Origin of the sequence: Novispirillum itersonii subsp. itersonii ATCC 12639, assembly GCF_000381985.1 — a bacterium.
GTDB lineage: Bacteria > Pseudomonadota > Alphaproteobacteria > Rhodospirillales > Rhodospirillaceae > Novispirillum > Novispirillum itersonii.
Window position 1 is genome coordinate 91,136 of sequence record NZ_KB907338.1, and the last position, 15,093, is coordinate 106,228.

The 15,093-nt window shown below is 68.1% G+C and carries 10 protein-coding genes; 8 read left to right on the forward strand and 2 right to left on the reverse strand.

Features of this window, described 5'->3' with window-relative positions:
* The first annotated feature begins 364 nt into the window (after positions 1–364).
* The 7 genes from G365_RS0103780 (at position 365) to G365_RS0103810 (ending at position 10,858) form a co-directional block, all read left to right on the forward strand.
* On the forward strand, positions 365–2,335 hold the full coding sequence (locus G365_RS0103780; RefSeq protein ID WP_019644172.1) for a sigma-54-dependent Fis family transcriptional regulator: 1,971 nt from the start codon (positions 365–367) through the stop codon (positions 2,333–2,335).
* Between the two features lie 113 nt (positions 2,336–2,448).
* Positions 2,449–3,177 carry a helix-turn-helix transcriptional regulator gene (locus G365_RS0103785; protein WP_169545042.1) on the forward strand — a complete coding sequence of 243 codons (729 nt, stop codon included), beginning with the start codon at positions 2,449–2,451 and terminating at the stop codon, positions 3,175–3,177.
* Positions 3,178–3,318: 141 nt separating this feature from the next.
* Positions 3,319–3,549 (forward strand): response regulator transcription factor, encoded by a 231-nt coding sequence (locus G365_RS0103790; RefSeq protein WP_019644174.1) that lies wholly within the window; start codon positions 3,319–3,321, stop codon positions 3,547–3,549.
* A 104-nt stretch (positions 3,550–3,653) separates the two neighbouring features.
* Entirely contained in the window at positions 3,654–6,356 is a 2,703-nt protein-coding gene (locus tag G365_RS0103795; protein ID WP_169545044.1) for an autotransporter family protein, read from the forward strand.
* Positions 6,356–7,177: an alpha/beta hydrolase gene (locus G365_RS20230; RefSeq protein WP_019644176.1), complete on the forward strand. Its 822-nt coding sequence runs from the start codon at positions 6,356–6,358 to the stop codon at positions 7,175–7,177. The genes G365_RS0103795 and G365_RS20230 overlap by 1 nt, the downstream gene beginning before the upstream one ends.
* A gap of 97 nt (positions 7,178–7,274) precedes the next feature.
* Positions 7,275–8,510 carry a WD40 repeat domain-containing protein gene (locus tag G365_RS24620; protein WP_020722889.1) on the forward strand — a complete coding sequence of 412 codons (1,236 nt, stop codon included), beginning with the start codon at positions 7,275–7,277 and terminating at the stop codon, positions 8,508–8,510.
* A gap of 254 nt (positions 8,511–8,764) precedes the next feature.
* On the forward strand, positions 8,765–10,858 hold the full coding sequence (locus tag G365_RS0103810; RefSeq protein ID WP_019644177.1) for a methyl-accepting chemotaxis protein: 2,094 nt from the start codon (positions 8,765–8,767) through the stop codon (positions 10,856–10,858).
* Between the two features lie 116 nt (positions 10,859–10,974).
* Here the strand turns inward: G365_RS0103810 and G365_RS0103815 are convergent, their stop codons facing one another.
* A complete protein-coding gene (locus G365_RS0103815) occupies positions 10,975–12,480 on the reverse strand; it encodes a class I adenylate-forming enzyme family protein (RefSeq protein WP_019644178.1) in 1,506 nt (501 codons plus the stop codon).
* 221 nt (positions 12,481–12,701) lie between these two features.
* Between G365_RS0103815 and G365_RS20235 the strand changes: the two genes are divergently transcribed.
* On the forward strand, positions 12,702–13,940 hold the full coding sequence (locus G365_RS20235; RefSeq protein WP_019644179.1) for a GTPase family protein: 1,239 nt from the start codon (positions 12,702–12,704) through the stop codon (positions 13,938–13,940).
* Here the strand turns inward: G365_RS20235 and G365_RS0103825 are convergent.
* Positions 13,882–15,090: an MFS transporter gene (locus tag G365_RS0103825; protein WP_019644180.1), complete on the reverse strand. Its 1,209-nt coding sequence runs from the start codon at positions 15,088–15,090 to the stop codon at positions 13,882–13,884. The genes G365_RS20235 and G365_RS0103825 overlap by 59 nt on opposite strands.
* Positions 15,091–15,093 lie beyond the last annotated feature (3 nt).

A 15,093-nucleotide genomic window follows, 5' to 3' on the forward strand; every position in this document is an offset into this window, starting at 1 on the left:
GGGCTCCTTGACCTGATGAAGGGAGGGGGGGGGAGCCTCAGGCTCCTTGACCTGATGAGGGGGTGGTGGGGGAGCTTTGGCCGCAGGGCCGGGGTGTTCCCGTGGTTTCTGGTGTGGTGGGGTGCAGGGCAAAGCCCTGCGAAAACAGAAAAAAAGAGGGGGGATCCCCAAAAAGTGGGCCCCCCAGAAACGGGATCCAAGGGCCAATGGCCCTTGGTGGGTACGGGCAAAGCCCGTGGTTGGGCCGGTACGGGCAAAGCCCGTGGTTGGGTGGGTACGGGCTGACGGTGGTTTACGATAGATCAAGGTGTGTGCGGTGACGGAAGGGGCATAAAGCCCTGTCAGAAAAGCGGGAGGATCGGTGATGGATCTGGCAAAGCGACAGGCGCCGGGGCAGGCGTTGCGGCAGGCGCGGGCCTGTCTGGAGCGCGGTCAGGTATTGCCGTCCGGTCTGCTGCATCCGGTGGTGGAACGGTCGTGGCGGCGCAGTCAGGGGGCCGGTCTGGCCCCGTGGCGGATGGCGCAGGCCCCGCATCTGGCCGCGCCGCTGCTGCGCGAGGCGCAGGACCGCCGCCGTGATCTGGTGACGCGGGCCCGCCCGGTGATGGAATATCTGCACGCGCAGACGCGGGGGTCGGGGTCGATGGTGATTCTGGCCGACGAGCGGGGGCTGCTGCTGGAGACGCTGGGGGATGCCGATTTCCTCAGCCGGGCGGAGCGGGTGGCCCTGATGCCCGGTGCGTCGTGGCACGAAAACCACCGTGGCACCAACGCCATCGGCACGGCACTGGCGGAAAGCGCGGCGGTCAGCGTGCATGGGGGCGAACATTTTCTGGACCAGAACAGCTTTCTGACCTGCACCGCCGCGCCGGTGGTGGCCCCGGACGGGCATCTGGTGGGGGTGCTTGATATCTCGGGCCATCACCGCAGCCGCCACCCGCACACGGCGGGGCTGGTCAGCGCGGCGGCGCATATGATTGAAAACCGCCTGTTTGAGGTGCGGCACGGCACCGCCCTGCGGCTGCATCTGCACCCCCAGCCTGACGGCATCGGCACGCTGGCGGAAGGGCTGGTGGCGGTGGATGGCGACGGGCGGATCTGCGGTGTCAACCGGGCGGCGCTGGCGCTGCTGGGCCTGACCCATACCCGGCTGGGCGAACGGCTGGAGGCGGTGCTGGACACCACCACCGCCTGCCTGATGGATCTGGTGCGGCAGGGTGGGGGGCCGCTGGCGGTGCAGACGGCGGCGGGGCAGGCGCTGTTCCTGCGGGCAGAGGGGCTGGCGCCTTCTGGCTCTTCTTCTTCCCCTTCTTCCTCTTCTTCTTCTGGGGCCTCTTCTCCGGCTTCTTCTTCTGGGGCAGGCACCGCCCCGGCGGTCGTGCGGTCCCCCCGCCGGGCCGGGGCCGCCGGGGATGCGCTGGCGGCGCTGGACAGCGGCGACCCGCAGATGGCACAGGCGATTGACCGCGCCCGGCGGGTGGCGGGCAAAGACATCGCGCTGCTGGTGATGGGGGAATCAGGATCGGGGAAAGAGGTGTTCGCCCGCGCGGTGCATGACAGCAGCCCCCGGGCGAAAGCGCCGTTTGTGGCGGTCAACTGCGCCGCTTTGCCGGAACATCTGATCGAGGCAGAGCTGTTCGGCTATGCCCCCGGGGCCTTTACCGGGGCCCGGCGCGACGGGGCACCGGGGCGGATCCGGCAGGCGCAGGGCGGTACGCTGTTTCTTGACGAGATCGGCGATATGCCCGCCGGGCTACAGACCCGCCTGCTGCGGGTGTTGCAGGACCGGCAGGTGGTGCCGCTGGGCGGCGGCAAGGCGGTGGCGGTCGATTTTGCGCTGATCGCCGCCACCCATCAGCCGCTGAAGCAGGCGGTGGCTGACGGGCGGTTCCGGGCGGATCTGTATTACCGCCTGAACGGCCTGACCCTGACCGTGCCGCCGCTGCGGGCCCGCAGTGACCGGCTGGCGCTGGCGGGGCGGGTGCTGGCCGGGCTGGCCCCGGACAGCGGCATCACCCTGTCTGACCCGGTGGCGGCGGCGTTTGACCGTTATGGCTGGCCGGGCAACCTGCGGCAGATGGCCAACGTGCTGCGCACCGCCGTTGCGCTGCTGGATCCCGGCGACACCCGCATTCACTGGCACCACCTGCCCGATGACGTGGCGGAAGAGATGCGCAGCCCCGATGCCGCCCACACCGCCGCTGACGGTGATCTGCGCAGCCTGTCGCTGGACCTGATGGAGCGCACGGTGGCGGCCTGCGGCGGCAACATGTCCCGCGCCGCGCAGCGGCTGGGCATCAGCCGCAACACCCTGTACCGGCGGTTAAGGGGGTAGGGGGGTGCATCGTATGGGCGTATGTATGGGGTAAGATTTAATCTTTTCTTTTGTGTGTAGTGCCTGCACAGTCTTGGGTTGTCGCAAGATGGGGGCAGGCGATGAATCCGGTGATGCGCATTTTTCAGGACGCGGCGGAAGACTTCCGGCAGGCCCAGAGCCACGATGACCTGTGGCACCGCCTGAACCGCCATCTGGCCGGGGTCGGCATCACCGGCGTTCTGTACGGGCTGGATGCGGTCACCACCCCCGGACAGGCGGATTACCGGCTGCTGAGCAGCCTGAACCCCGAGTGGCTGCGGGAGAAGTTCGACCGGGGGCTGTTTTATACCGACGCCTATGTGGATCTGTCCGTCACGCAGACCGAGCCGATCCTGTGGAGTGACACCTCTCATGTCGCGCTGCAAAAGCTCTCTCCGCTGGCGCGGCAGTCGCTGGATCTGGATTATGACTATGGGGTGACCACCGGCGTTACCTTTCCGATCCGGTTTGCCAACGGGCTGGGGTTCAGCTCGTTCGGCTGTCATGCGGCGGGGATGTCGTGGCCGGAATTTGATGCCCTGTGGGCGCATGGGCAGGCCGGGCTGAGTGGGATTCTGCACGCTTTTGACAGTCTTTTGCGCCGCGATCATCTGGGCGGGCTGTACGGCCTGACCACGGGGGAGCGGGACTGTCTGCAATGGCTGGCCGCCGGGCTGCTACAGAAAAACATCGCTGACCGTATGCGCCTGACCGAGCGGCAGGTGGGCGTGCGGATCAGCCGTGCCTGCGCCAAGCTGCGGGCCCGGACCAGCACGCAGGCGGTGGCGCGGGCGCTGGTGCTGGGGATGATCGAGGTCTGACCTATTGCATTGAAGTTTATTGATTTTCTCTTCTGAAGAGACTCTGCGCCGCCCCGCCATGGTGGAAAACCCCCAATTGCCCCCGCTGCGGCTGTGTCGGTACAGTCGGCCCGATGACAGACTGTTTTTGCTGGGCAGGCGATGACCGAAACCACCCTTCCACCGCTGACACTGACCAGACGTGAACGGCAATGCCTGACCCTGCTGGCAAAAGGCCTGCGGGTGGATGCGATTGCCGCCACCCTCGGGACCGCCCCCCAGACCGTTGAAAAGCAGATAGCTGAAGCACGGGCCAGGCTGGGGGCCAGAACGGCGACACAGGCGGTTGTCATCGCCCTTCAACACAATCTTCTGGACGCGGCTGACGCGTGATTTCAGGCCGGGGTGCCTGCCGGGGTGCGGCCCGGCGGCGGCCCTTTTTATCAGGGACCCATGTTTATCAGGGACCCATGTTTATCAAGGGGGGAGAGAAAACAATGCGCATGTTTACCCGGATTCTGCTGGCGGGGACGTCTCCGCTGGCGCTGGCCGTTCTCAGCAGCACCGCGTGGGCGGGGTGGATGGCGGCGGAAACCGTCGATCAGGACGGGGCCACTTACACCAGCTCTGCCGATGTTATCGGCCTGACCGCCACCACCGGGCAGGATGGGGTTGCCGCCGGGCCGCAGGGGCAGGACCGCGATGGCTTTAACGGGGAAAACAGCGTCGGCATCCATGTGACCGGGCATAACAGTCAGGTGAATATCACCGGCGGACTGGTTGACGGGGGCCGGGGCGGTGACGGCGGGGCCGGGGCACCGGGCTATAACGGCGGTCGCGGCGGCGGGTCAGCGGGTATTTTTGTTCAGGGCAATACTGTCTCTGTCACGGTCGGGCAGGCGGCGCGGGTCAGCGGCGGCATTGCCGGGTCCGGCGGAGCGGCGGGCAGCGGCGGGCAGACCGGCGACGGCAGCGCGGCCACCGGGATCAGCGTTTACGGCGCGGCAGTCAGCATCACCAACAACGGCACCATCAGCGGCGGGACCCCCGGCGGCAACCAGATGCCGGGCGAGGAGCAGGAAGGGATCGACGGCGGGATCAGTCTGGGCAACAAAAGCATCCGCACCGCGATTAACGCCACCATTGTCAACAATGGCACCATCAATGGCGGTATCGACTATTACTCCACCGGTAACACCATCACCAACAACGGCATTATTAACGGCTGGATCAGCGGTGATGAGCGGTCTTCCGCCACCATTGTCAACAACGGGACCATTTATGCCAACGGCGCCGGGCAGAGCCACAACATCGGCATTGATTTCGACACTGTGACCGAGGATGCCTCTTTCACCAACAACGGCACGGTTAACGGTGACATCGTTCTTGGGGTGGTCGCCAACAGCCACCATGCTGTTTATCTGAACAAAGGCAGCCTGCTGAACGGCAATGTCGAGGTCCACACCGCCGGAAACGGTATTGTCACCCTCGGGCAGTCAGGCAGCGGCACGGTGCGGCTGAACGGGGATCTCGGCTCTGCCGGTACGCCCCTGCACCAGATCAACATCGTCAACGGCACCACGCTGGAACTGGCCGGAAATTCAGAGCTGCATTACAACTGGCTGAATGTTTCCGGCGATACGGTCTATGACTTTAAGACCCACCGCATGGGCATCACCTATTATTCCACCGGTCAGGGCCCGACGGATATCATCAACGGCAGGATCGCCTTTAAGACCACCATTGACGCCAATGCCAGAAAGCATGGCTATATCGTGTTTACCGACGGTAACAACCCCGGTGTCCTTAACCCCTCGGAGACGTTTGACGGACTGCCGACCATCACCCCCACCGTGGTCGGCACGGTGGCCAAAGGGTCACGCTACGTCATTATTCAGGATACGCTGGGCCGCACGGCGGATGTGCTGCCCGCCGTGGTCAACGGCGGCGGCTACCGCTGGACCGTCAGTCAGGAAACCGGGGCCGGGCAGACCGATGACCACGGTGTTTCGTTCGGCACCGGCTACACCAACTTTATCATCACCGCCGACCGGCTGAATGCCGCCGGGGCCGCCGGGGCCGCCGGGGGGGTTAACGGCGCGGGCATGCAGGCGATTGTCGGCTATGCCGGGTCAGACCCCGGGCTTCAGGCGCTGTCGCAGGCGGTCAACAATCTGACGGATGAAGGCGATATCCGCCGCGCCGGGGCCCAGCTGCGCCCGGAAACCACCGGCAACACCCTTCAGGCGTCGCTGGGGGCGGTCTCACAGGCGCTGTCCACCGTACAGGTGCGGTCAGACGCGGTGCGGGTGGCCGCTGCCACAGCGGGCGAAACCGGGGTGGCCTCGGGGGAAACCCTGAAGGGTCTGGGCGTCTGGGGGCAGGGTTTCGGCTCCACCGCCACCCAGCAGGAACGGAAGGCGGTGTCAGGCTATGACGCCGACACCTATGGTCTGGCCTTCGGGGTTGATGCCAGGGTGGCCGACCCGGTGCGGGCCGGTGTTTCCTTCGCCTATGCCCGTACCGGGGTTGATTCCACCGGCGACCGGACCGGCAGCGGGCAGGATATCGACTCTTACATCACCAGCCTGTACGGCACCTATACCGGCAAACGCTGGTACGTGGACGGGGCGCTGACCTACGGCGTGCATTCCTATGACAGCACCCGGCAGGTTGCCATTGCCGGGGCGGCGGCGCAGACCCTGACGGCGGACTACACCGGCCAGCAGTGGGGGGCCCGGGCCGAAGCCGGGATGCCGCTGACCTTCGGGGCGGTGGTGGTGACGCCGCTGGCCTCGCTGGCCTATAACACCCTGAAGCAGGACGGTTATACCGAAACCGGCGGGGCGGCGGCCCTTGGCGTCGGGTCGTCATCCACCGATTCCATCCGCTCCGGTCTGGGCGGCAAGGTATCGGCCCGGGTGGCGACGGTCGGCAACTGGGAGGTTATTCCCAACGCCCGCGCGGTCTGGAACCACGAATTTAACGGCTCGGCCCCCGATCAGACCTCGGCCTTTGTCGCCGGGGGGGCATCGTTCACCACGCCGGGCACCGACATCGCCGCCGACCATCTGACGCTGGGGCTGGGGGTGGACGTGGCCTCGGTGCGCAACACCACGCTGTCGGTAAAGTATGATGCCGATATTGCCGACCGCTACCTCAGCCATACGGCATCCCTGCAACTGCGGACCGAGTTTTAATGATGTGGAAAATCCTGCTGGGGGTGGCGCTGGCCTGCGGGCTGTCGGGCTGCGCCACCCTTGACCGCGATGCCAATGCCGACGCGCTGGCCAGACCGGCGCAGATGGCGCGGATGCTGATCAAGACTGATCCGTTCTGGCTGACCGCCTTTGTGCGGATCACCGACCGCAGCCAGCCGGTGACTGTCTATTTTGAAGGCGACGGGCTGGCGTGGGTAAGCCGGACCGAGGTGTCACGCGACCCGACCCCGCGCGAGGCGCAGGCGCTGGCGCTGGCGGCGCAGGACCCCGCCGCCAACGTGGTCTATATCGCCCGGCCCTGCCAGTACACCGACCGGGCGAAAAACCCGGCCTGCACCCCGGCGTACTGGACCGGCAGGCGGTTTGCGCCCGAGGTGATTTCGGCGCTGTCGCAGGCGGTTGATCAGGTGGTGGCCCAGACCCCGGGCCAGAAGGTCAGTCTGGTCGGCTATTCCGGCGGCGGGGCGGTGGCGGTGCTGGTCGCCGCGCGGCGGCAGGATGTGATCAGCCTGCGCACCGTGGCGGGCAACCTTGACCATGCCGAGGTCAACCGGCTGGCCGGGGTTTCCGCCATGCCGGCCTCGCTGAACCCGATCAGCGCTGCCGCGCAGGTCGCCCGCATCCCGCAGGTGCATTTCAGCGGGGCGGAGGACCGGACGGTTCCGCCGTCAATCGCCGCCCGCTTTGTGCAGGCGGCGGGGTCGGGCTGTGTCCGCGCCGTGACGGTGCCGGGGGCGACCCATGACCGGGGCTGGACAGAGCGCTGGAAGACCCTGCTGACCCCGCCGCCTGCCTGCTGATCCCGTGGCGGGCCCCTCCCCCTGTTCTGGCCCTCTTGTTCGGGGGGGGCGGGGTACGCTAAAACCATCGTCAGATCAGCACAGACAGGGGACTGGCATGGCAACGGCGGCGCTGCGGCGGGTGAGCAAGGTCCTGTGGGCCGGACTGGTGGCGGCAGGGCTGGCCGGGTGTGCCGGGCAACCGGCGCAGGCACCGTTACCGGCGGTGCTGACCGCGCCGGGCACCGAGATCAGCCGCCTGACCGCGCCGGAGGCCCCGCAGGCGCTGGCCTGGAGCCCCGATGCCAGCCTGCTGGCGGCGGCGGGCAGCAGCGGCACGCAGGTGATGATCTGGAATACCGCCAGCGGGCGGATGCAATGGAAAGCCAACCGCGCCGCCGTCACCGGGGCGGCGGCCACCGATATCGCCTTTACCCGCGATGGTCTGTCGGTGGCGACGCCCTTTGTCGGGGTGGCGACCGACGCGCCGGAGGTGGCGCTGACCCTGCTGTCGGTGCTGAACGGCAAGGTGATGCGCACGGTGATGGGCAAAGAGCCGCGCGGCGCGGTCAATCAGGCCCATGCCTTCGCGCTGGATGGCGACGTGGCGGCGGTGGTGCTGGGCGGCACCCGCATCGGCCTGTTTGAGACCCAGCGCTGGCGGCTGCTGCGCACCATCGGGCCGGGGGTCGATAAGGCAGGGCGGGAGCTGACCTATTCCGCCATCGCGCTGGACCGCCGCCGCGACCGGCTGGCGGTGGCAGCCGGGCCAATGGTGCAGATCTGGTCACTGACCGACGGTCAACTGGTGACGGAATACCCGGCCTATGCCAGCGGGGCGGTGTCGGGTCTGGCCTTCAGCCCGGCGGATGGGTCGCTGCTGACCGGCGGCACCCTGCCTGACGGCGGCAGCCCGGCGGACTACCGCTGGAACCCCCTGCCCGACAAAGCCAGCCCGCCGAAGCCGCAGGCGGTGGCGGCGCGGCTGCTGGTGCGGCGCTGGGCCGCGGACAGCAAAAGCCTGATGCAGACCTATGCCATGGGGGCCGGGGCCCCGCAGGATATCGCCGTCAGCCCCGACGGGCAGCGGGTGGCGGTGACGGCGGGCAAGACCGACCGGACTGAAAAAGGCTTTGTGATGGTGTGGGATCTGGCCTCCGGCGCGCTGACCGGCGGGGTGGTGCATGACGACCCGGCCCCGGCGGCGCTGGCCTTCAGCCCCGACAGCAGCCGTCTGGCCTACAGCGTCGGGAAAGAGGTGGTGCTGCTGGACCTGACCCGCCTGCCGCCGCCCCCGCCGCCGGAACCGGCCCCGGTGGAGGTGCCCGCCGCTCCGCAGCCTATCTCTCCATGAGGGTGTTTATCCTTTAAAACTCTCTTAACGTGCGGCTTGTCCCAAAATATGCAAAATTATGCATTTTCGCGGAGATAAGGCTTGCAGTGCGGGCTGCCCTTGGGTGTCATCTTCCCCGGGGGCCGGGCGCCGGAAGAATCCTGCCTGAAGGCAAAGCCGGATCTGTCTGCCCCCCTGCCGGATCCGAAGGGCTGTCGGACCCGGCTGAGATGTCGGCGGGCCGTGCGGAGGCCCAGCGCAGGGGAGTAAATGGGGTGCAGAATACTACTGAAGCGATCCGTGGCGGGGGCCGCGTGTCGTGGCTGACGTCTGTTTCTATCGGAAAGCGTCTTGCCGTCCTGTCGGCGTTGCCGCTGCTGCTGATTCTCGGTCTGGGTGGCAGCCGGATGATGACGGATCTGGCGGTGCGCGATGATCTGGTGCGGGTGTCGTCTCTGGCAGCGGTGGCACCGGTGCTGGGCAGCGCCGTGCACGAGCTGCAACGCGAGCGCGGGCTGACCGCCAGCGTGCTGAACGGCGGCCCGGCAGCGCAGGCCGAAGCCCTGAAGGGGCAGCGGGTCGCGGCGGATAAGGCCCTTGCCTCACTGCGGCAGGGTCTGTCCGGTATCGCGGTGCACAGCTACGGTCAGGGATTTGACAAAAAATATACCGCCGTCCAGCAGGGGCTGGAGCAGCTGGCGGCCCTGCGCGCCGATGTTGACCGGCGGGCGCGCCCCGGGGCGGATGTCACCAAAGCCTATACCGAAATGACCTACGGCATGATCCGTCTGGTTGAGCAGATGGCGATGATCGGCAATGATGCGGCGATTGCCCGTGACATTGTTGCCTATTCCAGCCTGCTGCGGGTCAAGGAACGGGCCGGTCTGCAACGGGCCCTGGGGGCGGTTGCCTTTACCAACGGCCGTTTTGATCCGGCGGCCTATCAGGCCTTTGCCGATCACGTCACGCAGGAAAACACCTATCTGCGCCTGCTGGATGAATATTCGGCCCCCGAAATCCGGGCGCTGATGGCGGCGGTGGCGTCGGCGCCGGATCAGGCGAAGATCACGGCCCTGCGGCAGGCCGCGTTGCAAAGCCCGTTCACCGGCACGCTGGAAGGGGTCACCGGCCCGCAGTGGTTTGAGCTGATGACCGGCCGGATTGACCGCCTGAAGACGGTGGAGGATCAGGCCGGGGTCATGCTGATCCGCAGCGTGTCAGCCAAGGTCGATGCAATCCGGCAGGAAATGATACTGACCGGCAGCGGGCTGGCGGTGGTGCTGGTGGTGGTGCTGGGTCTGGGGGGCCTGATTGCCCGCAGCATCGTGCTGCCGGTGCAGGCGATCACCGGGGCGGTGCAGGATCTGGCCGCCGGACGGCTGGGGATTGATATCCCGGCGACCGGGGCCAAAGACGAGGTCGGCATGGTGGCGCGCGCGTCAGAGCAGCTGCGCCAGAGCCTGATCCGGGCCCGGGCGCTGGAAGAGCAGGAAAAGGCCGAACAGAACCGCCGGGTCGAGCGCGCCCGGGCGATGGAAGAAATGACCGTTGCGTTTGATCTTGAGGTCAGCGCAACGCTGGCGGCGGTGGCCGATGCCTGCCGCCTGCTGGAAGGCACGGCGGAAAGCATGGCCTCGCAGGTTGATCAGGCCAGCACCCGCGCGTCTGCGGTGGCGGCGGCGACCGAGGAAGCCACCAGCGCGGTGCAGACCGTGGCCGCAGCCAGCGAGGAGCTGACGGCGTCAATCCGCGAAATCAGCCGTCAGGTCACCGGGGCCAGCACGGTTGCCAGCACCACGGTGGAAGAGGCGGAACGGACCACCAGTGTCGTGCAGGATCTGGCAGACACCGCATCGCGGATCGGCGATGTGATCAGCCTGATCAACGATATTGCCAGCCAGACCAACCTGCTGGCCCTGAATGCGACCATCGAGGCCGCCCGCGCCGGGGATGCCGGCAAGGGCTTTGCCGTTGTCGCCAACGAGGTGAAAAGTCTGGCGACGCAGACCGGGCGGGCCACCGAAGAAATCGGGGAACAGATCAGTTCGGTACAGATCCAGACGTCGGCGGCCGTCGGGGCGATTTCCGGCATTATCCGGCGGATTTCGGAAATCAGCGAAATCTCAACCGCAATTGCCTCGGCGGTGGAACAGCAGAGTGCGGCAACGTCAGAAATTGCCGAAAACGTCATGGCGGCGGCCAAGGGCACCGACATGGTTGCCTCCAGCATTGCCGGGGTCAGCGATGTGGCGGAAGACACCAGGACAGCGTCAGAGCAGGTTCTGGGCGCCGTCGGGGTGCTGTCCGGGCAGGCGGAAAGCCTGACCGGCGCAGTCGGGATATTCCTGAACCGGATTAAGGCGGTTTAAGCGGGCGGTTTAAAGCGGCAGACGGGCGGGGGTCTGTGCGTCACTGCGCACAGACCCGGCCCGCTTTAAAGACTCTGCCGCAGGCCGGTTTTAAAAGACTCTGGCGCAGGCCAGTTTTAAAGACTCTGGCGCAAGGCAGTCTTCAGCACCTTGCCGTAGTTGTTTTTCGGCAGGGCATCGACAAAGCGGTAGTCTTTGGGGCGCTTGAAGCGGGCGATGCGGTCAAGGCACAGGGCGTCCAGCTCGGCCACCGGGGCGGTGCCGACCACAAAGGCGGTGACGGTTTCGCCCCAGTCCGGGTCGGGGCGGCCGATGACGGCAACCTCGGTCACCAGCGGGTGGCACAGCAGCACTTCCTCGACCTCACGCGGGTAGATGTTTGACCCGCCGGAGATGATGACGTCTTTCGAGCGGTCCTTCAGGGTCAGGAAGCCGTCGGCATCAAGGCTGCCGATATCGCCGGTCCACAGCCAGCCGTCGCGGATGGCGGCGGCGGTGGCGTCCGGGGCGTTCCAGTATCCGGCCATCACCACATCGCCGCGCACCACCACGTCGCCGGTTTCGCCGGGGGGCAGAAACCGCCCGTCCGGGGCGCAGACCGCCACCTCGACCGGCGACTGGGCAAACCCGACCGACGCCAGACGCGCCGCCCGGCGGGGGTGGCTGCGGTCGGCCAGCACCCGGCGCGGCAGGACGGTGATGGTCATCGGGCATTCACCCTGCCCGTAGATCTGCACAAAGCGGTCGCCCATCACGGTGATCGCCTGCTCCAGATCGGCCCCATACATCGGCCCGCCGCCATAAACGATGGTTTTAAACCCCGACGGGTCGGCCTGCGCGGTGCGGATGTGTTCCACCAGCCGCCGCACCATGGTCGGGGCGGCAAACAGCGCCAGCCGTCCGACGCTCTGCGACAGGGCGCACAGCTCCGCCGGGTCAAACCCGCCGGATGGCGGCACCACATGGCGCGCCCCGGCCAGCACAGAGGCAAAGGTATACAGCCCGGCCCCGTGTGACATCGGCGCGGCGTAGACGGTGGCATCGGCGGGGTCAACCGGATCAACATCGCTGGCATAGGACAGGGTCATGATCATCAGGTTGCGGTGGGTGATCATCACTCCTTTCGGGGTGCCGGTGGTGCCGGAGGTATAAAACAGCCACGCGGTGTCGCCGCCGTCGCGGTGCTGCACGGCCAGCGGCGCGGCGCTGAACAGCCCCGCCCATGCCGGGGTGCCGGTGCTGACCGCCGGGCACGGGCCGGGCGGCAGGGTGGCGGCCAGATCCGGCGACACCAGCAGCAGGGCGGCCCCGGAATGGTCCAGCACATAGGCCAGCTCACGCGGGTGCAGTTTGGCGTTGACCGGCACCACCGTCAGCCCGGCCCACAGCACGCCGAACAGGGCCACAAGGTAATCGGGGCTGTTGGTCATAAACAGGGCCACCCGGTCGCCGGGGCGCAGGCCGTGGCCGCCACTGTCTGCCGGGGCGCGCAGGGTCGCCGCCAGCCGGGCGGCCCGGTCAGCCCAGCGGCCATAGGTCGCAACCGGGCGGTCGCCGGTCAGCACGGCGGGGGCATCGGGGCTGTGGGCGGCGGTGCGGGCCAGCAGGGCGGCAATGTTCATGGCGGGGCGCTTTCTTCTGTCAGAACCGGCTGTCAGGACGGGCAGAGCATGATGGTGGCGGAAACCGCCGCGCCGGGGAAGGGGCAAAGACCGCCCAGAGATGCGTTACAACCGGATGTGTTACGACCGGATGTGTTACGACCGGATGCGTGACAACCGGGTAGCTGGCAACAGGGCGCGAAAATGGTTATCTGAGACCCGTCACAGGATTACGGAAAGGGATGAAGATGATCTGGGACCGGCTGAAAGAGACCCTGTCCGGGCAGGGCACCGACTGGTGGGACCGCCTGAGCGCCGCCGTCCTGTCATCCTCCCCGGACAGCGCAGCGGGGGTGCCTGCGGGGGTGCCGGTGATCTGGCTGCTGGGCCGCACCGGGTCGGGCAAGACATCGCTGATCGCGGCGCTGACCGGCGACAGCCGGGCGCAGGTGGGGGACGGCATCCGCTCCTGCACCCGGTCGTCGGTGGTGTACGACTGGCCGCCGGAAACCCCGGTGCTGCGCTTTCTCGACACCCGGGGGCTGGGCGAGGTCGGCTATGACCCGGCGGATGATCTGGCCGGGGCCGCCCGTCAGGCGCATGTGCTGCTGGTGGTGGCAAAGATCAACGACCCGAAGCAGGCGGCGGTGCGGGCGGTGCTGGCAGAGATCCGCGACGACCGCGCCCGCCGTCACTGGCCGGTGGTGGTGGCCCAGACCGGCCTGCACGCCCTGTATCCACGGGGGGCCGATCACCCGGCGGTGTACCCCTACAGCCTCGCCACCGGCGAGCCTGACGCAACGGTGCCCGATGGCCTGACACGGGCCCTGCGGGAGCAGCGGGCGCTGTTTTCCGGCCTGCCCGGCCCGGCCCCGCGCTTTGTGCCGCTGGATTTCACCCAGCCGGAGGATGGCTTCACCGACCCCTGTTTCGGGCTGGATGCCCTGCACGCGGCCCTGTGCGAGGCCGGGGTTGGCCATCTGCTGGGCGGTCAGCCGTCCACCGCCGGGGTGGACAGTGCCACCATCACCGCCGGGGCGACGCAGCTGATCTGGGGCTATGCCGCCGCCGCCGCCGCTGCCGGGGCGGTGCCGGTGCCCTATGCCGGGGTCGGCGGGGTGGCCGGCACGGCGGCGCTGCTGCTGCGGGCGCTGGCCGGGCGGTTTGACGAACCCTGGACCCGGGCCAGACTGGCCGAATTCGGCGGGGCGCTGGGCACCGCCACCCTGCTGGGCATCGGCGCGGGCTATGGCGCGCGTGAGGCGGCCAAGCTGATCCCGGTGGTGGGCACCGTGTTCGCCGGGGCCCTGAATGCGCTGGCCGCCGGGGCGCTGCTGTATGGGCTGGGGCAGGCCGCCTGCGTCTATCTGTCCGGCCGCCGCGATGGCCGCGCGCTGGATGAAGAGGCGATCCGCACCACCTTCACTCAGGCGTATGAACAGGCAAAGCAGAAGATGAACGAGAAAACCGCAGGGCGATGACCACCAGCACCCCGGTGACGGCGATCATCACCGTCCACGCATGGGTCAGGCTGGCGGTGCCCTCGCGGATCAGCCCGGCCACAACCGGCATGACGCTGGCGATGACATAGCCGCCGCCCTGCACAAAGCCCATCAGGCTGCCGGCCTGCTGCGGGCTGTGGGCATGATCCAGCGTGATGATCAGCGACAGCGGGAACAGGGCGCCGATGCCCAGCCCGGCCAGCACAACAGCGGGGATCGCCAGTGCCGGGGCAAAGGCCAGCAGGCCCAGCCCGGCCAGCATCAGCCCCAGCACCGCCAGCAGCAGCGGGCGGCGGTCGGCAAAGCGCCCGATCAGCGCCGAGACGGCCAGCCCGGCGGCGACTTCGGTCAGGGTCATGCCCCCCAGCAGCAGGCCGCTGTCGGCGGCTGACCAGCCCATGGCGGTGTAATAGGGCGGCAGCCATGCCAGCACCAGCGTATAGCCGCCGGTGCCCAGCCCGAAAAAGACCATCAGCAGCCAGGCCCGGCGGCTGCGGAAGGGCTGGGGGAACAGGGGGAGCGGGGATTGGGGCCGGGCGGCGCGGCGGCGGGCCGGGCTGTCTTCCGGCGGGCGGACCCACAGCCACAGGGCCAGCGCCCCGGCGGCGGGCACCGCCCACACCGCCAGCGTGCCGGACCAGCCCAGCCATGCCCCCAGCGGCGCGGCAGAGGCGGCGGCAACCGCAGCCCCGCCCATGATGCCGGTGGTGTACAGGCCCATCAGGGGCCCCGCCCGGTCAGGGAAGCGCCCCTTGATGACGGCGGGCAGCAGCGCCTGCACCAGCGCAATCCCCAGCCCGGCCCCGATGGCGGAGGCGATCAGCCCACCCCCACCCGAGACCCCGCCGCGCAGGGCGCAGGCGGCGGCAATCAGCGCCAGCCCGGCGGCAATCCCGGTGCCGGTGCCGGTCAGGCGGTGCAGCAGCCCCCCGCCCAGTGCCCCCAGCCCCATCACCAGCACCGGCAGGGTGGTCAGCAGCCCGGCGGCGCTGTCGCTCAGCCCGGTATCGCGTTGCAGGGTATCCAGCAGCGGGCCGACGGCGGCCAGCACCGGGCGCAGGTTAAGACCCAGCAGGATGATGGCGGCCATCAGCAGCAGATCCTGCCGGGCAGCGGGGCGGGTGGTCATGAC

Excerpts from the sequence above, each read along its gene's own strand:
- G365_RS0103780 (WP_019644172.1), top strand. The coding sequence starts at position 365 with ATGGATCTGGCAAAGCGACAGGCGCCGGGGCAGGCGTTGCGGCAGGCG.
- G365_RS0103785 (WP_169545042.1), top strand. The coding sequence starts at position 2,449 with ATGCGCATTTTTCAGGACGCGGCGGAAGACTTCCGGCAGGCCCAGAGC.
- G365_RS0103790 (WP_019644174.1), top strand. The coding sequence starts at position 3,319 with ATGACCGAAACCACCCTTCCACCGCTGACACTGACCAGACGTGAACGG.
- G365_RS0103795 (WP_169545044.1), top strand. The coding sequence starts at position 3,654 with ATGCGCATGTTTACCCGGATTCTGCTGGCGGGGACGTCTCCGCTGGCG.
- G365_RS20230 (WP_019644176.1), top strand. The coding sequence starts at position 6,356 with ATGATGTGGAAAATCCTGCTGGGGGTGGCGCTGGCCTGCGGGCTGTCG.
- G365_RS24620 (WP_020722889.1), top strand. The coding sequence starts at position 7,275 with ATGGCAACGGCGGCGCTGCGGCGGGTGAGCAAGGTCCTGTGGGCCGGA.
- G365_RS0103815 (WP_019644178.1), bottom strand. The coding sequence starts at position 12,480 with ATGAACATTGCCGCCCTGCTGGCCCGCACCGCCGCCCACAGCCCCGAT.
- G365_RS20235 (WP_019644179.1), top strand. The coding sequence starts at position 12,702 with ATGAAGATGATCTGGGACCGGCTGAAAGAGACCCTGTCCGGGCAGGGC.
- G365_RS0103825 (WP_019644180.1), bottom strand. The coding sequence starts at position 15,090 with ATGACCACCCGCCCCGCTGCCCGGCAGGATCTGCTGCTGATGGCCGCC.